This is a genomic window from Nonomuraea sp. NPDC051298 (assembly GCF_055586305.1).
Genome location: NZ_JBVJIM010000017.1, coordinates 172,265 through 194,110, shown reverse-complemented (window position 1 = coordinate 194,110; position 21,846 = coordinate 172,265). Strand labels below are relative to the sequence as shown.

22 protein-coding genes are annotated in these 21,846 nt (G+C 70.8%); 4 read left to right on the top strand and 18 right to left on the bottom strand.

Annotated elements, in window-relative coordinates; translation table 11 throughout:
- From ACZ6S0_RS37785 to ACZ6S0_RS37700, 18 genes are all read right to left on the bottom strand, one after another.
- A partial coding sequence (locus tag ACZ6S0_RS37785) for a proton-conducting transporter transmembrane domain-containing protein (protein WP_465924130.1) occupies positions 1-1,502 on the bottom strand: 1,502 nt, incomplete at its 3' end.
- Positions 1,502-2,161 (bottom strand): hypothetical protein, encoded by a 660-nt coding sequence (locus ACZ6S0_RS37780; protein ID WP_465924129.1) that lies wholly within the window; start codon positions 2,159-2,161, stop codon positions 1,502-1,504. The genes ACZ6S0_RS37780 and ACZ6S0_RS37785, both read right to left, overlap by 1 nt.
- A 15-nt stretch (positions 2,162-2,176) precedes the next feature.
- Positions 2,177-3,121, bottom strand: a complete 945-nt coding sequence (locus tag ACZ6S0_RS37775) for a respiratory chain complex I subunit 1 family protein (RefSeq protein ID WP_465924128.1) — start codon at positions 3,119-3,121, stop codon at positions 2,177-2,179.
- Entirely contained in the window at positions 3,118-5,139 is a 2,022-nt protein-coding gene (locus tag ACZ6S0_RS37770; RefSeq protein WP_465924127.1) for a proton-conducting transporter transmembrane domain-containing protein, read from the bottom strand. The genes ACZ6S0_RS37775 and ACZ6S0_RS37770 overlap by 4 nt, the downstream gene beginning before the upstream one ends.
- Positions 5,136-5,618 carry an NADH-quinone oxidoreductase subunit B family protein gene (locus tag ACZ6S0_RS37765; RefSeq protein WP_465924126.1) on the bottom strand — a complete coding sequence of 161 codons (483 nt, stop codon included), beginning with the start codon at positions 5,616-5,618 and terminating at the stop codon, positions 5,136-5,138. The genes ACZ6S0_RS37770 and ACZ6S0_RS37765 overlap by 4 nt, the downstream gene beginning before the upstream one ends.
- A gap of 106 nt (positions 5,619-5,724) precedes the next feature.
- Complete coding sequence (locus ACZ6S0_RS37760) at positions 5,725-6,072, bottom strand: ArsR/SmtB family transcription factor (RefSeq protein ID WP_465924125.1); 348 nt, start codon at positions 6,070-6,072, stop codon at positions 5,725-5,727.
- Positions 6,072-6,272: a hypothetical protein gene (locus tag ACZ6S0_RS37755; protein ID WP_465924124.1), complete on the bottom strand. Its 201-nt coding sequence runs from the start codon at positions 6,270-6,272 to the stop codon at positions 6,072-6,074. Before ACZ6S0_RS37755 ends, ACZ6S0_RS37760 begins: the two co-directional genes overlap by 1 nt.
- Before the next feature lie 163 nt (positions 6,273-6,435).
- Entirely contained in the window at positions 6,436-6,828 is a 393-nt protein-coding gene (locus ACZ6S0_RS37750) for a DUF6223 family protein (protein ID WP_465924123.1), read from the bottom strand.
- 426 nt (positions 6,829-7,254) lie between these two features.
- The gene (locus ACZ6S0_RS37745) at positions 7,255-8,457 is read right to left on the bottom strand and encodes a DUF6004 family protein (protein ID WP_465924122.1); all 1,203 of its coding nucleotides are present in this window, start codon (positions 8,455-8,457) and stop codon (positions 7,255-7,257) included.
- Between the two features lie 206 nt (positions 8,458-8,663).
- Positions 8,664-9,488 (bottom strand): NAD(P)H-binding protein, encoded by an 825-nt coding sequence (locus ACZ6S0_RS37740; RefSeq protein ID WP_465924121.1) that lies wholly within the window; start codon positions 9,486-9,488, stop codon positions 8,664-8,666.
- A 227-nt stretch (positions 9,489-9,715) separates the two neighbouring features.
- Entirely contained in the window at positions 9,716-10,141 is a 426-nt protein-coding gene (locus ACZ6S0_RS37735) for a VOC family protein (RefSeq protein WP_465924132.1), read from the bottom strand.
- Between the two features lie 494 nt (positions 10,142-10,635).
- The gene (locus ACZ6S0_RS37730) at positions 10,636-11,958 is read right to left on the bottom strand and encodes an MFS transporter (RefSeq protein ID WP_465924120.1); all 1,323 of its coding nucleotides are present in this window, start codon (positions 11,956-11,958) and stop codon (positions 10,636-10,638) included.
- A gap of 707 nt (positions 11,959-12,665) precedes the next feature.
- Positions 12,666-13,982, bottom strand: a complete 1,317-nt coding sequence (locus ACZ6S0_RS37725; RefSeq protein ID WP_465924119.1) for an extracellular solute-binding protein — start codon at positions 13,980-13,982, stop codon at positions 12,666-12,668.
- A 573-nt stretch (positions 13,983-14,555) separates the two neighbouring features.
- On the bottom strand, positions 14,556-15,428 hold the full coding sequence (locus tag ACZ6S0_RS37720) for a GNAT family N-acetyltransferase (protein ID WP_465924118.1): 873 nt from the start codon (positions 15,426-15,428) through the stop codon (positions 14,556-14,558).
- A gap of 179 nt (positions 15,429-15,607) precedes the next feature.
- On the bottom strand, positions 15,608-16,180 hold the full coding sequence (locus ACZ6S0_RS37715; RefSeq protein ID WP_465924117.1) for a TetR/AcrR family transcriptional regulator: 573 nt from the start codon (positions 16,178-16,180) through the stop codon (positions 15,608-15,610).
- Positions 16,167-17,597, bottom strand: coding sequence for an FAD-dependent monooxygenase (locus tag ACZ6S0_RS37710; RefSeq protein WP_465924116.1), 1,431 nt, complete (start codon positions 17,595-17,597; stop codon positions 16,167-16,169). Before ACZ6S0_RS37710 ends, ACZ6S0_RS37715 begins: the two co-directional genes overlap by 14 nt.
- A gap of 73 nt (positions 17,598-17,670) precedes the next feature.
- A complete protein-coding gene (locus tag ACZ6S0_RS37705) occupies positions 17,671-18,417 on the bottom strand; it encodes an SDR family oxidoreductase (RefSeq protein WP_465924131.1) in 747 nt (248 codons plus the stop codon).
- Positions 18,418-18,555: 138 nt separating this feature from the next.
- Positions 18,556-19,176 (bottom strand): DsbA family protein, encoded by a 621-nt coding sequence (locus ACZ6S0_RS37700; protein WP_465924115.1) that lies wholly within the window; start codon positions 19,174-19,176, stop codon positions 18,556-18,558.
- Positions 19,177-19,374: 198 nt separating this feature from the next.
- Between ACZ6S0_RS37700 and ACZ6S0_RS37695 the strand changes: the two genes are divergently transcribed.
- The 4 genes from ACZ6S0_RS37695 to ACZ6S0_RS37680 all read left to right on the top strand — a co-directional run bounded on the left by ACZ6S0_RS37695 (position 19,375) and on the right by ACZ6S0_RS37680 (position 21,836).
- The gene (locus ACZ6S0_RS37695) at positions 19,375-20,118 is read left to right on the top strand and encodes a TetR/AcrR family transcriptional regulator (RefSeq protein ID WP_465924114.1); all 744 of its coding nucleotides are present in this window, start codon (positions 19,375-19,377) and stop codon (positions 20,116-20,118) included.
- Positions 20,119-20,293: 175 nt separating this feature from the next.
- Positions 20,294-20,545 (top strand): hypothetical protein, encoded by a 252-nt coding sequence (locus tag ACZ6S0_RS37690; protein ID WP_465924113.1) that lies wholly within the window; start codon positions 20,294-20,296, stop codon positions 20,543-20,545.
- Positions 20,545-21,126: a GNAT family N-acetyltransferase gene (locus ACZ6S0_RS37685; protein ID WP_465924112.1), complete on the top strand. Its 582-nt coding sequence runs from the start codon at positions 20,545-20,547 to the stop codon at positions 21,124-21,126. The genes ACZ6S0_RS37690 and ACZ6S0_RS37685 overlap by 1 nt, the downstream gene beginning before the upstream one ends.
- Positions 21,127-21,233: 107 nt before the next feature.
- Positions 21,234-21,836, top strand: coding sequence for a CGNR zinc finger domain-containing protein (locus ACZ6S0_RS37680; protein WP_465924111.1), 603 nt, complete (start codon positions 21,234-21,236; stop codon positions 21,834-21,836).
- Positions 21,837-21,846 lie beyond the last annotated feature (10 nt).

The window sequence follows — 21,846 nt, the reverse complement described above, 5'->3', positions numbered from 1 at the left end:
ATGGTGGCGGCGGCTTGCAGCAAGGGGTGCAGCGGTCCGAGGGTGATGCCCAGGACGGCGCACGCGGCCAGGCCCGCGACCAGCGGGACGGCCACAGTGCGCGGCAGTGCGATGGCCACAGTGCGGGGCAGTGCGATGGCCACAGTGCGGGGCAGTGCGATGGCCTCGGTGCGGGGCGGTGCGATGGCCTCGCTGGGCTCGCCGCCGAGAAGCATCCGCCGGGTGTGGCGGCCGATGGCGGCGACGATGACGAGCATCAGCACCAGGGCCGCCGCGACCGCCCAGCCCAGCCCGGCGGCGAAGCCCGCTCGCGCGATGCCCAGCTCGCTGGCGAACAGGCTGAACGGGGGCAGGCCGAGCAGGGCCAGCAGCCCGAGCGCGAACACCCCGGCCGGCAGCGGCGCTCTGGCCATGAGGCCGCGTACCGCGTGGATGCCGCTGCTGCCGAGCGCTTGGTGCAGGTGTCCGGCGGTCAGGAACAACACCGACTTGCCGAGCCCGTGCCCGAGGATGTGCAGCAGGACGGCGGCGAGGGCGAGGGTGTTGCCGATCGCCGCGCCGAGGGCGAGCAGGCCCATGTGCTCGATGCTGGAGTAGGCCAGCAGCCGCTTGTAGTCGCGCTGGCCGAGCAGCAGCAGCGCGGCCACGGCCAGGGAGGCGAGCGCCACGATGACGAGCAGTACCCGGATGAACCCCGCGCCGAGCGCCGCGTCGGCGATGACCTTGACGCGCAGGATGGCGTAGAAGGCCACTGACAGCAGCACCCCCGACATCAGCGCCGACACCGGGGCGGGGGCCTGGCTGTGCGCGTCGGGCAGCCAGGCGTGCATCGGCGCCAGCCCGGCCTTGGTGCCGAACCCGAGCACGAGCAGCATGACCGCGATGCGCATCACGCCGGGGTCGAGCCGGTCGGCGTGCTCGGCCAGCACCGCCCAGTCGAGAGACGCCACGCCGGCGTGGGTGGCGGCGTAGTGGGTCATGACGATGCCGAGCAGCGCGAGCGCGATGCCGACCGAGCAGATGACCACGTACTTCCACGCGGCCTCGGTGGCCTGGCGGGTGTGCCGGTGACCGACCAGGAACGCGGTCAGGATCGTGGTCGCCTCGATGGCCACCCACAGCAGGCCCAGGCTGGAGGCCAGGACGGCCAGCGCCATCGCGGCGACGAAGGCTTGGGTGAGCGCCCCGTAGCGGCGCATCGCGCGCGGTCCGGTGTGCCCGGCGGCCCGCTCGGCCGCCAGGTAGGCGGGACTGGCCAGCATGGCCAGCAGCGCGACGGCGCCGATCACGAGCAGCATGAACGCGCTGAGCGCGTCACTGACCAGCAGCCCGCCCAGAGCGTCGCGCCTGCCTGCCATGGCCAGGGCGACGGCGCAGGCCAGCAGCCCGGCCGCGGACAGCGCGCCCAGCCAGGCGGTGACCCGGTTCCAGCCGAGCACGGCGTAGACGCAGGCGGCGGCCGCGGGCACCGCGACCGGAGCGATCACCAGCGGGCTTCCCATCAGTCGCGCAACTCCCGTAGCTCGTCGAGGTCGGTGCCGCCGAACGCGGCCCGCATCCGGGTGGTCAGCACCTGCAGCACCAGCACGGCCAGCAGGACGTCCAGGGAGATCCCCAGCTCGACGACGAGCGGGACGCCGCTGGTGGTCAGGAACGCGGTGGCGGTGATGGCGTTGTCCATCAGCAGGAACCCCACCACCTGCGACAGCGCTCGTCGGCGCGTCACCAGGACGAAGAACCCGATCAGCAGCACGGTCAGCGCGATCGGCACGGCCTGCGTGGCCGGCGTGGGCGACAGCCGGATCAGCGGCTGGGACAGGGCGTAGGCCAGCATCGCCAGCACCGCCGCCGCCAGCAGCGAGGTCGCCACGTTGACCAGCGGCTGCGTCTCGCGGCCCGCACCGCCCGCCACCAGCGCGCGGCGCATCAGGTACGGCAGCAGCACGGCACGCAACGCGCCCACCCCGACGCCGACCAGGATCAGCTCGAGGTCGCCCTCCCGGGCGCCCATGACGACGATCAGCGCGGTCAGGGCCACCCCTTGCAGGGCGAACAGCCACACGATCGCCGACAGCTCGCGCCGCCACAGCACCAGCACGCCGGTGAGCAGGAACGCCCCGCAGGCCAGGTCGAGTAGCTGGATGTACAGCACATCAGTCATGTGTCACGCCCCTGCTCAGGCCAGGAAGAAGGAAGCGGCGACGGCCAGCAGCGCCAGCAGGAACGACCCGGCCAGCAGCTCGGGCAGGCGGAACAGCCGCAGCTTGGCCATGAACACCTCACCCGCCGCCAGCAGCACCCCCAGCAGCCCCACCTTGACCACGAGCGCGATCACCGCCACCAGCAGCGCCGGCACGCCCGCGTCCGCGCCCGCGATCCCCAGCGGGAAGAACAGGCTGGACAGCAGGCCCAGCAGCACCGACAGCCGCATCGCCGACGCCCACTCGACCAGCGCCAGGTCCGGTCCGGCGTACTCCAGCACCATCGCCTCGTGGATCATCGTCAGCTCCAGGTGCGTGGAGGGGTTGTCGACCGGGATCCGGCCGGTCTCGGCGATCGTGACGATGGCCAGCGCGACCGCGGCCAGCGCGCTCGCCGGGGAGATGACCGCCAGCGGGTCCCGCACGGTCGCGGTGACGATCGTCCCCAGGCTGGTGGAGCCGACCCTGATCGACAGCGCGAACGTCGACACCAGGATCGTCGGCTCCACCAGCGCCAGCACGGTCATCTCCCGGCTGGCGCCCATCCCGCCGAATGCCGTGCCGGTGTCCAGCCCGCCCAGCGCGAGCGCCACCGACCCCAGCGCCAGGAGCGCGGTCACCGCGAACAGGTCGGCGACGCCGTCCATCGGCGAGGCCGTGGTCACCAGCGGCACCGCCGCGGCCACCACCAGCGCGGTGCCGGCCAGCAGCAGCGGGGCCAGGCGGAACACCCAGCCGGTGCCGCGCGGGGTGATCGGCTCCTTGCGCATCAGCTTGCGCAGGTCCCGCCACGGCTGCCGGACGCCGGCCCCTGCGCGTCCCTCCAGCCGGGCGCGGACCTGCCGCATCACCCCCACCAGCAGCGGCGCGCCGGCCACGACGACGATCACCTGGAGCGCCGCTCCGATCACGCCCGTCACCACAGCACCGCCAAGACGACGAGCGCCGCGGTCAGCGTCCAGAACCCGTAGCCGAGATAGCGGTGCACGCTGCCGGTGGCCAGGGCGCGGGCGCGCCGTCCGACGGCCGTTGCGGCGGCGATCAGCGGGTCATACAGCCGATGCTCGATCCGGTCCGGCACCCGCGCGTGGAAGCGCACGCGTTCCACCAGGTAGGCCGACTCCTTCACCGGGGTGACGTCCACATCGCTTTCCGGGGCGAGCACGTTGTCGAAGACCCGCTGCAACGGCTCGGCGAACGACGTCGCGGTGTACTCCATCCGGGCCGACATCGGCCCGGCGCCGCAGTCCCAGAGCCGCGCGGCCCGCCGCACCCGCCGTGCCGCCACCACCCGTACCAGGCAGAGTACGGCCACCACCGCGGCCACCAGGGCGACGGCGATCAGCAGCGGCGAGATCATCCCGGAGATCCCGGTCAGCCGCAGCGCCAACTCCCCGTTCACCACCTCCCGCTGCGGGAACACCACGCCGACCGCCTGGCCGAGCGCGGGCACGACCAGCGTGGGAGCCAGGGCCAAAGCCACGCACCCTGCCACCGCGAGCGTCATGGCGCCCAGCATGGGCGGCGGGCTTTCACCGGCCCGCTCCGCCTCCGCGCTGCGCGGCCGGGCGAGGAAACCCACGCCGAACGCCTTGACGAAGGTGGCGACCGCCAGCCCCGCCGACAGCGCGACGATCGCGACGGCCGGCGGCATCGTCACCGCACCCGCCACCCCGGCCCCCGGCAGGGCGTGAATCAGGCTCTGCAACAGCAGCCACTCGCTGACGAAGGCGTTGCCGGGTGGCAGCGCCGAGGCGCACAACGCCCCGACGGCGAACACGACGGTGGTGTACGGCATCCGCGTGCGCAGCCCGCCCAGCGCGTCCAGATCCCGGGTGCCCGTCGCGTGCAGCACCGACCCCGCCGACAGGAACAGCACCGTCTTGAACGCGGCGTGGTTGACCACGTGCAGCAGCGCCGCGGCCAGCGCCAGCGCCGCCGGCACCGGCAGCTCGGACGCGGCGAAGAAGCCCGCCGCGCCCACCCCGACCAGCACCAGGCCCATGTTCTCCGTCGTGGAGTAACCCAGCAGCCGTTTCAGATCCGAGGCCACCACCGCCTGCAAGATCCCGAACAGCGCCGACGCCGCTCCGGCCGCCAGCACCAGCAGCCACCACCAGGCCGGCCCGCCGCCCAGCAGATCCAGTCCGACCCGGATGACGCCGTAGGCGCCCAGGTTCACCATCGCCGCGCTCATCAGCGCCGAGACGTGACTCGGCGCCTCCGGGTGCGCCCGGGGCAGCCACACGTGCAGCGGCACGATGCCCGCCTTGGAGGCGAACCCGGCGAACGTCGCCAGGAACACGACGGTCTTGGCGGCCGGCGGCAGCTCGGCGGCGCGCAGGTGCTCGAAGCTCTCCCCACCGGCCCCGGCGGCGAACGCGACCAGCCCGGCCAGGATCGTCACCAGGCCGAGGTGGGTCATGACCGCGTACCACAGCCCAGCCCGGCCCACCGCCTCCCGCCGCCGATGCTCGGCCAGCACCAGCGGCAGCGACGCGACGGCCATCAGCTCCCAGGCGAGCAGGAACGTGCTCACACTGGCCGCGGCGGGCACCACCAGCATGGCCGCCACGAACAGCGGCAACACGGATTGGACCACGCGCCCGTCCAGGCCGTGGCCGCGGTAGCCGATCCCGTAGATCGCCGCGCACACCGCCACCGCCCCGGTGACCGCGATGAACACCCCGCCCAGGGGGTCGACCGCCAGCCGTACCCCGGCCAGCGGCAGCAGCTCCGGCAGCCACGCCGACCAGCTCTCACCTGGCCCCGCGGCCACCACGGCCACCGCACCCGCCGCCGCGCCCACAGCGCCCGCGCCTGCCGTGCACCAGCCCGCCAGATGCGGCCGCGCCCGCCGCGGGGCCGTCAGGGCGGCCAGTGCGGCGACCGCGCAGCCGGACAGCGCCACCACGTACAGTGTGCCGACCAGGTTCATCGGCCGGTCAGCCCTCGCAACGCCGTCACGATCGCCTCAGGCTCCGGCGGGCACCCCGGCACCTCCACGTCCACCGGCACCACGTCGCTCACCGCTCCGACCACCCCGTAGGCACCGGCGAACGCCCCGCAGTCGCGCGCGCAGTCCCCCAGCGCGATCACCAGCCGCGGCTCGGGGACCGCGTCATAGGTGCGGTGCAGCGCCACCTCCATGTTGCGGGCCACAGGCCCGGTCACCAGCAGGGCGTCCGCGTGCCGGGGCGAAGCCACCAGCCGCGCGCCGTACCGTTCGGCGTCGTACACCGGGCCGAACGCCGAAGCGATCTCCACCTCGCACCCGTTGCACGACCCCGCGTCCACATGCCTGATCTGGACCGATCCGGCAAGCTCCGCCGCCTTCGCGGGCGGCTCACCCGGTTCGCGCTCCGGCGCGGGCTCGGCCACCCGGCCCGTCCGCACGATCTTCCGCCACAACCCCATCGTCGCCTCTCCACCGCTCGCCAGCCAGGACCCGGACGATCAGCAGAGGATCACCCGGGTCGGGGCTGATACGGCGGCTGCCGCAACCCCGCCGGGGGCAACGGGCTCACGAGGCGCCGCTTCCGGCGTTGTCCTCCAGCAACTCGCTGAGCAGCTCGCTCTGTCCCGCCAGCTTTTCGGTCAGCAGCTCGCGAGCCGCGCGCAGCAGCCCGGCCACCCGGCCACCGGCCAGCGCGTAGACCATGGTGGCCCCCTCGCGCTGCGCGCTCACCATGCCCGAGCGGCGCAGCACCGCCAGATGCTGCGACAGCCCGGTCGGCTCCACCTCGATCGCGGCCAGCAACTCCCGCACCGGCTTCGGCCCGTCCTGCAGCAGCTCCAGCACCCGGATCCGCACCGGATGGCCCAGCAGCCGGAACAGCTCGGCCTTGGCCTCATACAGCGGTACCGACATCACGCCCCGTCTTCCCCTGCGACCTGGGCCGGCCCGTGCTCGATGGCGACCCCGTGCGCCTGTGCCAGCCGCCGAGCGTCCTCCCACTCGGCCTCGGCCACCAGCACCGCGTGCGCGTCGTCAGCGTCGCGGGCGGCCTGCAGCGCCTGCCAGGCCAGGCCGGCCCGTTCCCGCACCGCAGCAGCAAACACCGTGCTCACCAGCTCCTCGCCTCCGCCGCACCAAAGATCCTGCGAACACCACACTCAAAGCAATTACGCATCTTCGCAATTTACGATAGCGCAAGGGCGGGCGCTCCAGCGACCCGCATCGCGGCGGTGGCACCGCCCCCCGGCCGGTCGCGAACGGCTCAGTGGTTGCCCACTACGTGGTGCGGTGGGAGCGGGTCAGAGCCAGCCCGCCGAGGGTCGCACCGACCAGGCCGAGCACCAGGGCCACGGCTCCCCCGAATACCCCGTTCCCGGTGCCGAGACCACCGTCGGCGACAGCCAGATTCACCGCGCCGTTGAGCCCGCCGATCAGTCCCACCGCCAGGGCCACGATCCCTCCCCGCCTCCCGCCGTTGCCGAAACGACGGGCGAAGCGCAGCGCCGACCAGCCGATGACCACGCCGCCCAGCGCCACCAGTGCGGCCGCACTGGCCCAGATTCGCCGCGGGGTCCCGAGGAAGGTGTCGACACCCTGGCCCGCGCATTCTGCCGGCGTCGTACAGACTGGCGATGCCGCCTGTGCGGCAAGCACCGATAGAACGGACATGAGGCTCTCCTCCGCTTCGTGCGACTGGACGCCACAACCATGTCCGCCGAACCCGCCGCCGGTCATCCTGCTGACGCAGACACCTCTGACTGCCGCAGACGCGGCACAGGAGCCCGCCGCGCCCTACTGCGTCCGCAGTAGGCGCGGGCCCGTGCCGGCAGCCGTCCAACCCCGCACGACTGTACGTAGATGAGCCGTACCTCCGGCGGTTCCCCGGCCTGACCTTCGTCACTCGCACAGCCTGCACTACCCGCATGACTCGGATGCCTTCTCCACGGCCGAGAAGGAGTGGATGCTCGGGCGCACCGTACGCACCCTGCTGCGCCGGGGCGTCTGACCGTCACTCCCGGGCCGACCGCAGGACGCTCGCGGCCTCGGCCAGGCAGGCGTTCTTCCTCGTGGAGATGTGCGGCCCCGCGGCGGTTTTCAGACGTAGACGTATGCGTGCTCGTCGACGAACGCGTCCCGCATGGTGAGCCGTACGCCGGTCAGACGCCCCTTGACCGTCCCGTCGGCGCTGATGATCGGCGTGTCCGCGCTCTCCATGGCCAGTTCGCTGCCGGTGGGCTCAAGGTCTTTGAGCTTGCCACCGACGTGTACCGGGCCGGCCGCGTACAGGGTCCCGGACGGGGTGACGATTTCGAACTCGGCGTCGATGTCCAGGACGCCGGGGAACCGCACCCGGCTCAGACTGTTCTCGTCCCCCTCGCCGAGACTGCCGCCGGACGGTCGCGGCCAACTGACGCGCAGCATCACCCGGCCGCCGAGGGCGTCGCTGTGACCGACCATGGCCAGGCGCGCCAACTGGGCCAGCACGCCGGCTCCCTCATCGTGCTTGTCGGGCCCGAACAGCAAGATCTCGGCGCCCGCCGCCTTGAGGTGGTCGCCGGCCAGGTCGATGCGCTCGGTCCTGCCGTTGATCTCGACGTCGATGGCGCCTTCCATCGACACCTGCATGATCATGGAGGGGTCGACGAGCATCGACATGAACGGGGCCGCGCTCGGGGCGAAGAACATCGTGGGCGTGACGCCGATCGGCTCGTTGTCGTCGTCGGCCGGGTACCACGCCTCGGGCAGGGTGGTGCCGCGCAGCACGTTCGGCGCGGGGGCGATGTCGAACGGGCCGTCGCCGCGTGGGGTGCCGTGGTAGGGCCTGGTGAGCGGCTTCACGTGCGGGGGGACGTTGTCGATGACGGCGTAGGTGTCGATGATGTCGCGGTGCGTCAGGCGCAGCGTGCTGGTCTCCAGGATGCCGAAGCGGCCGATGTGCATCCGCGCCGGGAAGTTCTTGCCCGGCGCGATCTGCCGCACGTACCCGGTGCTGGGCAGGAGCGGGTTGGACAGCAGTTGGACACGGTCGTCGAGTTCGTAGCTGAAGCCCTTGACGCCGGCCTCGGGAGCGCTGCTCAGCTCCTGCTCAAGCTCGGCGCGGCCACTGTCGTCCACGCGGGTCTCGAAGCCGGGTATCGGCCACGTGTTGATCTGGACGAACCCGGAGAGGTTGATCGTCTCGCGGCGGCCCGCGTAGTAGTCGTCGCCGAACACGACGGTGGCGCAGGCGAGGAGATGGGCCCGAATCGGTTCGGGCTCAAGGTTGAGAGACTCATAAGTCTCCCGAAAAGCAGTCATGTCAGCACGATATCGCCAAGTCGCGCATGAAGATCGACAGCAGGAGCGGCGCGGATTCAGCGCGGATTCAGCGCGGATTCAGCGCGGAGTTGCTGGAGGGGCTTTCGGCTTTGGCCGGCGCAGCCGGCTTTGGGTGCTGACGTGCCTGCGGGCCGACCGCCATCGTGTCGCGTTCGCGGCCGGCCGCGCCAGAACTTCGTCGTCGCCTATGTGAAGGCCGCGACGTTGCGTTCCGCCCACTCGGCGAAGGTGCGGGGCGGGCGGCCGAGGAGCCGCTCGACATCGGGGCTGACGCGCTGCTCGGCGGCGGAGGGTTCGCCGAGGGCGCCGAGCGTGGCCTCCACGACCGGCTCGGGCATGTACCGCAGCATCTGGTTGCGCGCCTCCGCGCGGCTCTGCTCAACGAACTGCACCGACTCGCCCAGGACGTCCCCGATCGCCGCGGCCTGCTGCCGGGGTGAGATCGGCGCGGGTCCGGTCAGCGTGTAGACGGCGCCCTCGTGGCCCGGCTCGCGAAGAGCGACGGCGGCGACCTCGGCGATGTCGGCCGGATCGATGCCCGGCACCGCGACGTCCCCGAACGGGGCCACGACCCTCCGTCGCGCGCGGACCGAATCGGCCCATTGGAACGTGTTGGAGTTGAAGTTGCCTGGCCGCAGCATCGTCCAGGCCAGACCCGACCGCTCGACGGCGTCTTCCAGATGCGAGGGGTGGCGTCGCGTGCCCACGCCGTGCGAGGACAGCAACACGACCCGCCGGACGCCGGACGCCCGCACGACGTTCATGACGTCACCGAGATCGCCGTTCGCCATGTAGTCGGGGGCGGTCAACAAGAACAGCGCCTCGGCTCCTTGGAGGACGGGCTCGAGGCTCGCCGGCTTGGCCAGGTCGGCCCGCCGGCGCCGCACCCCCACCCCCACGTCCAGCTCTGAGATCCTCCGTGACACCGCCGTCACCTGCTCGCCGGCCGCGACAAGCACCTGCACGAGCGGCTGCCCGACGTTGCCCGTGGCTCCAGTCACCACAATCATGTTCGCTCCCGGTTGTCGATGCCCTCATGGACTCGATGGAAGCTACTGGCGCTGTGGCAGTAGGTACCTAGACGTAAGTATTGGCAAGGAAGGCTTGTTGTGACCAACGACACAGCCTGGCCGCCCTTGGAGGCGTCGCCCCGGAACAGGCGTGCCCGATCCCCCGGTGGGCGACATCGTGGCGAGGTAGGCCAAGCGGGTCACGTCGCGGGCTGTCAGCCGAGCTGTCAGCCGAGTTGCTCGGCCAGCGCGATGATGATCCCCTCGGGGCCTCGGACGTAGCAGAGGCGGTAGCTGTCCTCGTACTGGGCCAGCTCACCGAGGAGTTCGGCGCCGTGCGTGCGCAGGCGGGCGACGACGTCCTCGATGTCGTCGACGGCGAACATGACGCGATGCATGCCCAGCGTGTTGTGCGGCGGGTGATGCGGGCCGGCGCCGATCGGCGCGGGGGTGTGGTATTTCGCCAGTTCCAGCCGGCCGTGGCCGTCCGGGGTCCGCATCATCGCGATGTCGCAGCGGATGCCGTCGAGTCCGACGGTGCGGTCCGCCCAGGGGCCCTCGATCTGCGCTTTGCCCTCCAGCTCCATGCCGAGTTCTACGAAGAACGCGATGGCAGCCTCAAGGTCGTCGACGACGATGCCGACGTTGTCCATCCGCTGGAGCGTCATGGTGGTTCTCCTTTGTCGCACGGCCCTTTGTGGGCCACTGGTGTACCTGGGACGGAGCCATCGCCACGTTCTCGACACGGGGCAGCATTCTGAGTTGCTCGAGGCGAAGGCGGTGGCCGTCGAGCAGACCAGATGCCGTGACCGGCCGCGCGGACCAGGCCGCGCGGCCGGTTCAGAACAGGCACAAGCCCGTCACTTCGATGAGCAGGCAGAACGGTGAAAGGCTCGGCAGAGCCAATCAGGTGGCGGACACGAACCTCCAGTACCCGTTCAGGGTGGGGCCGTCCCCAATGTCACCGCCACCTCCTCGCCGGACTCATCGTCGAGGAAGCCAAGCGCGGCCGACCCGAGCCGACCGGGCTCCCCGGACGACGACTTCAACCACTGCCGACCGGTCCAGTCCTCGCACGAACCGGTGTTGACCTGGAAGCGGGTGCCAAAGCTGCCGTCTATCTCATTGGATGTCCGGCGGAGCGACCTCAGACGGTGCGAACGCAGGCGCACTGGCAGGCCGCGAGGGTGCCCTCCGCAGCTTCTGCGGCTTCCCGCGTGGCGGTTTCGGTCCTGGCGGAAGCGACCGCCACCGCGGCGCGGCCTCTGGCCTCGGCCTTCTCGCCGCGCGGCCAGACCGCCAGCACCGTGACAGCTCCGATTGCCGCCAGGCCCGCCAGCACGGTCCAGGCGGTGGTGAAGCCCGCGTGCGTGGCCACCCATCCGGCGATGGGATAGGTGATCAGCCAGGCCAGGTGGGACAGCGAGAACTGGGCGGCGAAGACCTCGGGAATCCTGGTGGGATCGACCGCCCGGCGAAGCACCCGCCCGGTCGGCGTGACGATCAACGCCATCCCGCCGCCGATCGCCGCCCAGATCACCCCGGTCGGCAGTGATGCGGCGACGCCCGCCGCCGACATCGTGACCGCCGCGCCGACCGCGACTACCAGCACGGCGGCACCGGTCAGCATCACGAACCGGTCCGCCACCCGGTCCAGGACGCGTGGGAGGGCGAGGGCCACCAGCAGCGTCCCCGTTCCGGACGCGGCGAGTACCCAGGCCACGTCGGATTGGGCTCCGCCGAGAACGTCGCGGACGTAGTTCACGGTGTTGACGACCACGATGGAGCCACCGGCGGCGACCACGAGGTTCAGTGCCATGACGCCGCGCAGACTCGGGGTGGCCGCGAAAGTGCGGATCCCCGCCACGGCCCGGTCCCAGGCGTTCGTGTGCGAACTGGGGCGCGCGTTGGGGATGCGCGTGGACAGGACCAGCAGCGCGGACACGGCGAACCCGACCGAGGTGCCGATGAACAGCAGGTTGAACGACATGAAGGTGAGCGCCACAGCCGCGAGCACCGGGCTCAACAGGCTCTCCATGGTGTAGGCCACCTGCGAGGCGGACAGGGCGCGGGTGTAGTCGGCCTCCTTGGTCACGATATCGGGGATGACCGCCTGGAACGTCGGGGTGAATGCCGCTGACGCGGTCTGGAGAGCCCCGATCAGGACGTAGATGTGCCACACCTCGGTGACGAACGGCAGCGCGATCACCACCAGCGCGCGCACCACGTCGAGGATCGTGAGAAACCAACGTCTGGGCAGCCGATCGACGTACGCGGCCGCGAGCGGTGCCACGACCACGTACGCGACCATCTTGATCGTCAGCGCGGTGGCGAGAACCGCACCGGCACGCGGACCTGCGAGTTCGTACGCGAGCAGCCCCAGCGCGACGGTAGCCAATCCGGTACCGAACAACGCGATGACTTGAGCGCTGAACAGCCGCCGGTAGTCGCGAATCGCGAACAGTCCCATGTCCGTCTCCTCCCGGGCAACCGCAGTCACCACCAAGCCCATATACCCCTTAGGGGTATGATGCAGGAGGTTTTATATACCGTATAGGGGTATATGTCAACATGCGAAATCCAGCTCGCGGACCAGGCATGGCCGACCTCGCCGGAGTCGCACGGCTATCGGATGAGGAACTCAACCGAGTGTGGAACGCGCGCCCCGAGGTCGTCGGCCTTTGCCGTCAGCCAGTTGTTCGCCGATGCCGCGAAGTCGCTGTCGAAGCGGGGCACGGACTCAAGGTGCGACGGGCCCACGATTGCGCCAGCGTGTGCTCACGTGGGGGCGGAGCACGATCACAGGGACAACCGGAACGGTGCGGTGCATTTCGACGAGCTTCTGGAAGCCGGGCACGCACTGGGCTGGGATGAGTCTGCCCGTACTCGTGCGCGACCATTGCGGCACCTCTCGTGCTCCAGCGCTCGACCGGGAACACGATGCTGCCGCCCGGCGCGTCGTTGTCGATGACCTTCGCGCCCCATCCGGTCGGACACCGTCACATCGTTACGCGTCCCCTTGTGTGCCGGTGTGATCGTCGCGTGTGCTGCGTCCTCGGCCGAGGAGAGGTGGGCGCTTCAGCGCACCTGGCCTCACCCGTCGACCGGCCGACGGGTCGCCCGGGGCGGGGGACGAGTCCCCGCCCCGGGCCACCAGGCTGTCGTGTCGGCCATCGGTCACTGGTTCAGGATCGCTTCGAGTTCCTTGTTGGCGTCCGCGAGGGCGGTGGCGGCGTCCTTCTTACCTGCGATGACGGCCCGTGCCGCGTTCTGGAGCACGGCCTTGGTGGCGTCGGCCTCGGACCAGTTGGGGTCGGCGGGGAACGCCTTGGCCTTGGCGAACGCCTGGGCGAACGCGCCCTGGGCGGGGTCCTCGTTCATGGCGGCCAGGGTGTCGGGGTAGACCGGGAGCAGGCCGCCCTCCTTGGCGTAGCGGTCGGCCCAGGTCTTGCTGGTGGCGAGCTTGATGTACTCCTTGCCCAGCTCGGCCTGCTGGGTGCCACCCCACAGCGCGATGTCGTTGCCGCCGAAGAAGGAGGGCGCCACGCCGCCGGTCTTGGCGGGCAACGGGAAGAAGTCGATCTTGCCGCCCTTCAGCTTGCCCTTGGAGTCTTCCTCGATCCCCGACAGGTCCCACGCGGCGGTGAGGTACATCGCGACCTTGTCGTTGGCGAACCGGGTACGGATGTGGGTGGTGTCGTGCGTCAGGTTCGCCTTGTTGGACAGGCCGCCGGTGACCAGGCCGGTGTAGGTCTCGAAGCCCTTGACGAAGCCGGGCTCGGTGACCTTGCCGACCCACTTGTCGCCTTCCTTGACGGCGTACTCGCCGCCCTCGGACCAGGCGAACGCGGCCAGCAGGTGGTTGGCGTCGGAGCCGCCGTTGAAGGCGAAGCCGTCCACCCCCTCGCCCTTCTCCTCCTGGATCTTCTTGGCGGCGGCGACCAGCTCGTCCCAGGTCTTGGGGATCTCGATCTTGAGGTCCTCGAACCAGTCCTTGCGGTAGAGGACGGCGCGGGCCCCGGCGCCCCACGGAACGGCGTAGATCTCGTTGTCCACGGTCTCGTAGCCGTACAGGTTCTGGGGGATCTGCGCACGGTCGCCCTCGCGGGCGATGTCGGTGATCGGCTCAAGCGCGTCCTGGCTCTGCCACATCGGCACCTGGTCGTTGCCGATCTCCGTCACGTCCGGGCCCGTGCCGGTCGCGGCGGCGGCGAACTTGTCGGCCACCTGCGGCCAGGGGATCCACTCGAGCTTCACCTGAGCGCCGGTCTGCTTGGTGAACTCGGCGTTGAGCTCGTCCATGTACGCGGCGGCGGCCGGGTTGCTGTTGCCCAGACGCCACACGCTCAAGGTCTTGCCCGCGAACTTGGGGCCGGAGGCGGCGGCGCTGGGTGAGGACGTGGTGGAGGGCTCTTCACTCGAGCCACAGGCGGCGATGCCCAGGGCCAGCGCGGCCGTGGAGACCGTAGCGGCCGTGATCTTCGCGATCCTCACAGGGCTGCTCCCTTCCCTGGTGCCGGCCAACGGTCCGCACCAGGCTGATCGTCAATCCGAAGATGGCGTTAAATTAACAAGAAACTTTCTTAAGAGAAATGCTCGTTAGCCGATCGTGATGAGAAGGCGTACCGATGAGCTGAGAACCCGGAGCGCCTCGTCTGTCTGCGCCGCCTCAACGACCGCGCGGCACTCGAACTGCTCCTCAGGCGAGGACCAGGGCGCACAACGCGGCCGGCGGTACCACCGCCCCACCCGGGATCACTTCATCAGGTCCAGACGGGTCGCGTCGCATCGACCACACCTCCTTTCAGTACGGGATTCCCGTCCGCCGGTTGCGACCAAGCGGACACAGGTGCGCCTCCTGACGCTATGAAGCCCCGGCCCTCCCGCGAATCAGTCGGCTGACTGGGTTCTCACCGGCCTCCCGCATGCGTCCGCGTCGGCGGTCCCGGCTCGTACGCCCCGGCCCGGTCCGCGATGTTCTTGACGGTGCGCGCCTAAGCGGCGGCCTGCCGGTCGCGCCGGATGCTCACCTCGCGCGGGGAGACGGCCGAGAGCCGGTCGTGCCCCTCAGGAAGCGTTGCGGAACAGGTCCCGTCTCTCGAGCAACCGCTCGAGGCCGGCCGACTGGTACGTGGCGACGGCGCCGACGTTGGAGCTCGGGCAGCACACGACCACGCTGGACGAACCCAGCTCCTGGAGCGCACGCGCCGCGGCGACCGTGATCGCTCGGCCGTAACCGTGGCCGCGGTGTGCCCGGTGCACCCCCATCGGCTCGATCAGCCCTGGCTTGCCCACACCCGCCGACCACACCGTCACGACCGCCACCGCCTCGCCCTGCTCCCGGCGAACGACCAGGCATCGCGCGTCGGCATACAGCGCACCTGCCGCCATCGCGTGCCAGCGCTCGTCGGTGAACGTCGACCCGTCGAACGACGCCCGCAGGACCGCGGCCCACTCGTGCGCCTGTTCCGGCCCGATCACCTCGATGCGAACGCCGGGGTCCGGCACAGGCGCGCCGAGGTCACGCCGAAGTGGCGTCCATGGCTCGCCGCTCTCCCAGCCTCCCTTGAACAACAGGTCCTGGAGAACCAGCGCATCCTGCGGCGCCTCGACGTACACCTTGCCCTCGGGCAGCACACCGCGCTCAGGCGCCGACGCGTCCTCGACCACCCGCTGCGCCAACTCCTCGTCCCGCAGCGCCTCCGGCGCGAACGCCAACCGCAGCAACTCCGCACCATCCAGCAGCCCGACCGCCAGAACCTCCCCGGCCCGGCTCCACGTCCGCGTAGCCTTCGCCGTCAGGTCCGCACCGAACCGCCAGAACCACCCCACGTCCCCCGGATGCAACTGCACGGGCCTTCCGTCGTGCTGCCACTCCCCCAGCACCCGCACCACGTCACCGAGGCCGTCGACCCCCGGCCTGCCCATCTCGATCGCCATCCCTCGATCACACACCACGCCACCGGCCCTCCGCACCCGAATTTCCCACCGGCAGTCAGCAATCGGCGTCGCCTTGACCACGTACGCACCCTGCCACCGACCTGCCCGAACTCAGTCGGTTGCGGCCGGCGACCCGTTTCCCAGCCGTCCGTCCGATCCCGCGAGTGACCCGAAACGCACTATGTCGCCAGGTGGTGGGCCAGGAGAGCCCGTACGGCGGTGCGGATCGGCTCGCTCGGGGACTCGGGGACGCCGGTGGTGAGGGTGGTGAACAGGATGCCCAGCACGCTCATCTCCAGGAGCATGGCCTCGTCCTGGCTGAGGTCGATTCCGGCGGCGCGGCATTGGCGGACGATGAGATCGCTTCGGCCGTGCAGGGCGTCGGTCAGCGTGTGTCGCAGGCGGGGGTTTCTGGTGCTCTCCAGGTGCAGTTCGAACAGGGCCAGCGGATCGCGCCGGTCGTCGGTCAGCATTGTGGTCAGGACGGCGACCAGCGCTTCCTCCAGATCGGCGGGCGAGATCGGCCGGACGGTGCAGGCGTCCACACGTTCGCCGAGCCGGTGGGTGATCCGCTCGACGACCCCGTTGAGCAGCGCGTCGCGGGTGCGGAAGTAGCGCGAGGTGGTGCCGGCCGGTACGGCGGCGGCGGCGTCGACGGCCCGGTGGGTCAGCCCGCGTGACCCCTGCTCGGCCAGCACCGTGATGGCCGCGTCCGCCAGGTGGTCGCGGCGCTGCGGGTTAGGCGGCGGCACGATTTCCCTCCCTGTCGGTGTGGTCGGCCGGACCACACCATTTCACCAGAGCCGCTTCGATACCGGTGTGATCCCCGGCCCAGGCCACGTAGCCGTCCGGGCGGATCAGCGTCGCCTCGGGCCTGGTGCCCTCAAGGGGCCTGGCGTGCCGTACGCGATCGCGCCAAGGAGTGGGCACGCCCTCATGGGAGAGCAGAACGAAGGTGCCTGCGCGCAGCACCTCATACAGACGGCCGGCGTCTGTCGGGCCGTCGGCGGCGCGGCGCCCGGCCAGCGGGTGGGCGTCCGGCTCGCCGGGCGGGTAGGCGAACTCCAGGCCGGACAGCCTGCCGAGGATGCGGCGGCGGCCTGGACCGGTGTGGAGCAGGGTCGCCATGACGCGCCGGCTGATTTCCAGGCGCACTCGTGAGCCGCTGAGCACCAGCCCGGTGAGGTTATCGGTCATGGCCAGGACGGCGGAGCCGACGGGGTGCCGCTCGGCGTGGTAGGTGTCGAGCAGCCAGGGCGGGGCCCAGCCGTGCAGCGCGGCGGCGAGCTTCCAGCCCAGGTTGACGGCGTCCTGGATGCCGGTGTTCATGCCCTGGCCGCCGATGGGCGAGTTCACGTGGGCGGCATCCCCGATCAGGAAGACCCGCCCTGATCGGTAACTGCGGGCCTGCCTGCGCTCGGCGACGAAGCGGGAGAACCAGCGCGGCTCACTCATCCCGTAGTCGGTGCCGGCGATGTGCCGAAACGCCTCGCGGATCAGGGCGAAGCCCGGGTCGTTCCGCTCTTCACGCAGCCACGCGCCGACCCGGAACCAGCCATCGCCGAACGGGAGGGCCACCACCACACCCTGGGTGCCGACCTGCGTGATGGGCGGCGGCTCGGAGACGGGGATGCGGACGTCGGCCAGCAGCATGGGCAGGCTGTAGGTCGCGCCGGCGAAGCCCACGTCGACCAGGTCGCGGACGGTGCTGTGGGCGCCGTCGGCGCCGATGACGTACCTGGCCGCCAGCTCGCCTCCGTCCTCGAGCCTCAGCCGTACGGATTCGGCGTCCTGGGTCAGGCCGACCACGTCAGCGTTGCGGCGGATCTGTACGCCGAGTTCGGCGGCGCGCCGCTGAAGGAGCTTCTCGGTGCCGTTCTGGGGCACGAGCAGCAGCATCGGGTACCGCGTGTCGAGCCGCCCGAAGTCGACCCGTGAGGCATAGGCGGGATACACCGTCCTGAGCGGGTTGCCTCCCGCGACCAGTTCGTCGCCCATGCCTCGGGCGTCGAGCAGTTCCAGGGCCCGGGCGTGCAGACCGAAGGCCCGCGTGACGTTGGACTCGCTGCCGCGCTTGTCCACGATCGTGCAGGAAACGCCCGCCAGCGCGAGCTCGCAGGCGGCCATCAGCCCGGTGGGGCCGGCTCCCACGATGACGACGTCGTGCATAGCGCCCTCCATTCGCTACATCTGTATCGCTACATATATAGCGCATGGACGGCAGGACCGCCCGGTGGCGCGTCTACATGGTCGTCCCGCCTGAGACGTCGAGCCGGTGTCCCGTGACGTAGCGGCTGTCGTCGGAGGCCAGGAAGGCGACGGTGTCGGCCACGTCCTGCGGCGTGCCCAGCCGGCCGAGCGGCGTCTGCGACGACAGCCAGGCCAGGGCCTCGCCGACCAGGCGTCCTTGGTGCATGTCGGTGTCGATGACGCCGGGGGCCACGGTGTTGACCGTGATGCCACGGGGCCCGAGCTGCTTGGCCAGCGCGGTGGTGAGGACGTCGAGTGCGGCCTTGGACATGGCGTAGTCGATCGCCCTGGGCATGGCCGCTCCCCGGGTCAGCATGGTGCCCACGGTGACGATCCGCCCGCCGTCGCGCAGCCGTGGCAGGGCGAGCCGGGTGATGAAGAACGGTGCGGTGGTGTTGACCGCGAACAGGCGCTCGAAGCCGTCCCGGGTGACGCCGTCGATCTCGGACTGGCCACCGAGGATGCCCGCGTTGTTGACCAGGATGTCCAGCCCGTCGGCTTGGGCGTCGAAGCCGTCCCACAAGGTTTCTGCGTCACCTGGCGCGCCCAGCTCGGCCTGGATGGCGAACGCCTGTCCGCCGGCTGCTTCGATGGCGGCGACGGTGTCCTTGGCGGCGGCGTGGTCGCTGCCGTAGTGCACGGCGACCCGCGCGCCTTCGCGCGCCAGCCGGGCGGCGATCGCGCGGCCGATGCCCCGGCTCCCGCCGGTCACCAGCGCCGTCTTTCCGGTCAATCTCATCATGATCATGCCTTTCTGTTCATGCGGTGCGGGGGGTGGCGGTCTTGGCGTCCCGTAGGACCCGCGCCCACCCGGCTTGGGCCAGTCGATCGGCCACGGTCGGGCCGAGGCGGCCGTCGCGGACGCTGCCGTCGCGGGTCAGGGGTCACGATGGTGTTGTTTCGTGGTGGCGGCGTGTCGCAGGGCCGCCAGCAGGGTGGTCTCGGTCTGGGATCCGGTGAGCGGGGGCAGGTTCTCGACGAGGAAGACCGGCACACCGGTGATGCCGAGGCGGCGTACGCGGTCGAGCCGGGCGCGTACTTCGGCGGGAGGCACGTGGCCGGTGGTGACGCCGACCTCGGCGGCCAGTTGGGCGAGCGTGTCGGGGTCGCCGACGTGCAGCCCGTCGGTGAAGTGGGCGCGGAAGAGGCGTTCGGCCATGGGTTCGGCCTTGTCCTGGTGCGCGGCGTCGGCGATGAGGCGGTGGGCGTCGAAGGTGCCGGTGGCGATGGCCTTGCCGTACTCGAGCCGGAGGTCTTCACGGGCCGCGCGTTCGGCGAAGGCGAGCGCGCCGGCGGCCGCTTGCGGGCCGAAGGTCTGTTCCAGCACCGCGAGGAGCGGCCGTCCGTCGGCCGGGGCGCCCGGGGCGAGCTCGAAGGGGAGGAACTCCACGGTCACCCGCACGCCCTCGGCCCTGAGCCGGTCGGCGGCGCGGGCGAAGCGGGTGTAGCCGAGGTAGGAATGCGCGCAGATGACGTCCATCACGAGCTGGGCTTTCACGCACTGTGGCATGGGTGGCTGCCTCACGCGGCCGCGGTGGCGGGCTCGGCCGACGGGGCCGTGATCATGCCCACCATTACTCCGATCACGCCCACCCGAAGAGATCGATCCATATGTCCTCCATTTCGCGTACCTTGTACGTGAAATGGACCATAACCATTCAGGTACCATGTACGCAAATGGAGGGAAGGGGTTCGCGTGGCCGACGAGGGAGCGACCAGCATCTGGATGCGGCCGGAGGAGCACGAGCGCTCCGGCCCGGGACGCCGCCCCGGCTACACCCGTGAGCAGATCACCCGAACGGCCGTCCAGATCTCCGACGCCGAAGGAGTGGAGGCCGCGACCATGCGGCGGATCGCGGGCGAGCTGGGCACCGGCGCCATGTCGCTCTACCGCTACGTACCCCGGCGCGACGACCTTTTCGACCTCATGATCGACCTGGCGATGAGCGAGATCGGGCTCCCCGACGGCCCGTCCGGTGACTGGCGCTCCGACCTGACGCTGCTGGCCCGGCAGGTCCGCGCCGCGGGTCTACGCCATCCCTGGCTGATCGCTCTGCTCACCAGCCGGCCCACCCTAGGCCCCAACCTGCTGCGCGTGCACGAGTTCGCGCTCGGCGCCTTCACCGGGACCGGGCTCGACATCGACGACGTCACCGGCTTCGTCGGCATGCTGAACGACTACGTGAACAGCGCGATCCGCCGCGAGATCGGCTGGCTGGAGGAGGCCCGCCGCACCGGCCTGGACCCCGAGCGCTGGAAGCGGGACTACATGGGACCGTACGTCCGCCAGGTCGTCGAAACCGGCGCCTTCCCCCTGTTCAACCGATCGGTTCTCGACTCCCGCACCGGCCACCTCACCCCCGAGGAACGCTTCCGGCACGGCCTCGATCGCATCCTCGACGCCATCGCCGCGCTCCTCCCATCGCTCTGTCCTCGCTGAGCAGGAAGGAGGAGGAGACCTGGACGAGTACAACCGCGCCTACGCGGTCGGACAACCCTCCCCAAGGGGCGGTTTCTCCAATGGTGTGAGCCTCATTCGCCGTGGTGGAGCCGCCCTGCTTCGCAGGCGTCCAACTCCAGTTCGGTGCGCAGGGTGGCCGCTCAGAGCCCCGGCCATGAGCAACATTCTGCGCATCGGGGGTACGCTGACGGGCATGAACGCGGCGGAACCCTTCCTGGCCGCGTTCTCCCACGTCAGCGCCAACCCCGCAGCGCCCGCGCCCGGCGGCGGGCCTGAGCCGGACCGCGCCGGCGAGCTGCCGGGCGTGAACCGCCGCCCCAGCGCCGACAGCCTCGCGGTCCCGCTGGGATCCGCATCGTCGTCGACTGATCCACCGCCGTCCGCAGCCCCTGGGAAAGAAGCCTGATGAAGGTCACCACCACGACTCTCGAAATGCTGAGCGCCCCCGCAGGGGCCCCGCGCGCGTTGCCCGACGACGTGCGCCTGGACCGTGCCCCCGCTGTCACACCCGAGTACGCCCGGTTCCTCTACGGCCTGGTCGGAGGGCCGTGGCACTGGACCGACCGGTTGGGCTGGTCGCGCCGGCAGTGGGCCGAGGAACTGGCGGTCCAGGGCACGGAGTTCTGGATCCTGTACGGCGGCGGCCTGCCTTTGGGGTACGTGCACCTCCACCCCGCCCAGGAGGAAGAGGGAACCCACGTGGAGATCCGCTACTTCGGTCTGACCGAGCAGGCCATCGGCCGCGGGCTGGGCGGGCGGTTGCTCGAACACGGCATCCGGGCGGTGTGGTCGCTCCCTGAGCGGTTCGACCTCGCCGAGGTCACCCGCGTGTGGGTGCACACGTGCACTCTCGACGGTCCGGCTGCTCTGGCCAACTACCAGGACCGCGGACTGAGGGTCTGCGGCGTCGAGGAGACCGACGAATCGGTTCCCGATCGGCCCCTGGGCTCCTGGGCCTCCACTGGAGGACCGGCCGAAGCCGCGTAGCCGGGGTCTGCGGCACTCCGTACTCCAGCGCCGACAGTTCCGGCTTGTTCTGCCGCACTCCGCTGACTGTGAAACCAGTTCGCTTCGGCACCACTTATAGTGGTTTCATGCGAGCGAACGCGACCGGGCGGATCCTGCACGACCCCAAGGGAGGGTCGTTCCTGTTCGATGCCGGCGCCGCCTGCCTGGACTTCGCCCACACGGGCGGCGAGGGCCGATACGCCGTCTTCGAGACCCTCCACGAGCCCGCCGACCTGGCCGAATGGCTGGCCCAGCCGCCGCCGGCCGCGATCATCACGGTGCCCGTGACAGCCCGCGAACTGGCCGCGGCCAAGACCCTGCGCCAGGCGATCTGGGACGCGGCCCACGCGCGGGCGGCGAACCGTCCACTCCCGGCCGAAGCGATCGCGCCCATCAACACGGCCGCGTTGGAGATGCCGCTGATCCCCGAACTCGCCGCCGACGGCACGACGGCGGGGTGGAAACCGCCGGTGCGCGCCACACAAGCCCTCTCGACTCTGGCACGGGAGATGATCGAGCTTCTGTCCGGGCCGCTCTCCGGGCGTATCCGCGAATGCGCGAGTGACAACTGCCCGCTGGTGTTCGTCGACACCTCCCGCCCGGGCGCCCGGCGCTGGTGCGCGATGGAGCGCTGCGGCAACCGCCACAAGCTCCGGGCCCTGCGCGCCCGGCAGGCCACCGACCAGTGACCCAGCCTCA

Coding starts and splice junctions, on each gene's coding strand:
- ACZ6S0_RS37780 (WP_465924129.1), bottom strand. CDS start 2,161: ATGACTGATGTGCTGTACATCCAGCTACTCGACCTGGCCTGCGGGGCG.
- ACZ6S0_RS37770 (WP_465924127.1), bottom strand. CDS start 5,139: ATGAACCTGGTCGGCACACTGTACGTGGTGGCGCTGTCCGGCTGCGCG.
- ACZ6S0_RS37765 (WP_465924126.1), bottom strand. CDS start 5,618: ATGGGGTTGTGGCGGAAGATCGTGCGGACGGGCCGGGTGGCCGAGCCC.
- ACZ6S0_RS37760 (WP_465924125.1), bottom strand. CDS start 6,072: ATGTCGGTACCGCTGTATGAGGCCAAGGCCGAGCTGTTCCGGCTGCTG.
- ACZ6S0_RS37750 (WP_465924123.1), bottom strand. CDS start 6,828: ATGTCCGTTCTATCGGTGCTTGCCGCACAGGCGGCATCGCCAGTCTGT.
- ACZ6S0_RS37745 (WP_465924122.1), bottom strand. CDS start 8,457: ATGACTGCTTTTCGGGAGACTTATGAGTCTCTCAACCTTGAGCCCGAA.
- ACZ6S0_RS37740 (WP_465924121.1), bottom strand. CDS start 9,488: ATGATTGTGGTGACTGGAGCCACGGGCAACGTCGGGCAGCCGCTCGTG.
- ACZ6S0_RS37735 (WP_465924132.1), bottom strand. CDS start 10,141: ATGGACAACGTCGGCATCGTCGTCGACGACCTTGAGGCTGCCATCGCG.
- ACZ6S0_RS37730 (WP_465924120.1), bottom strand. CDS start 11,958: ATGGGACTGTTCGCGATTCGCGACTACCGGCGGCTGTTCAGCGCTCAA.
- ACZ6S0_RS37720 (WP_465924118.1), bottom strand. CDS start 15,428: ATGGCGATCGAGATGGGCAGGCCGGGGGTCGACGGCCTCGGTGACGTG.
- ACZ6S0_RS37710 (WP_465924116.1), bottom strand. CDS start 17,597: ATGCACGACGTCGTCATCGTGGGAGCCGGCCCCACCGGGCTGATGGCC.
- ACZ6S0_RS37705 (WP_465924131.1), bottom strand. CDS start 18,417: ATGAGATTGACCGGAAAGACGGCGCTGGTGACCGGCGGGAGCCGGGGC.
- ACZ6S0_RS37690 (WP_465924113.1), top strand. CDS start 20,294: ATGAGCAACATTCTGCGCATCGGGGGTACGCTGACGGGCATGAACGCG.
- ACZ6S0_RS37685 (WP_465924112.1), top strand. CDS start 20,545: ATGAAGGTCACCACCACGACTCTCGAAATGCTGAGCGCCCCCGCAGGG.
- ACZ6S0_RS37680 (WP_465924111.1), top strand. CDS start 21,234: ATGCGAGCGAACGCGACCGGGCGGATCCTGCACGACCCCAAGGGAGGG.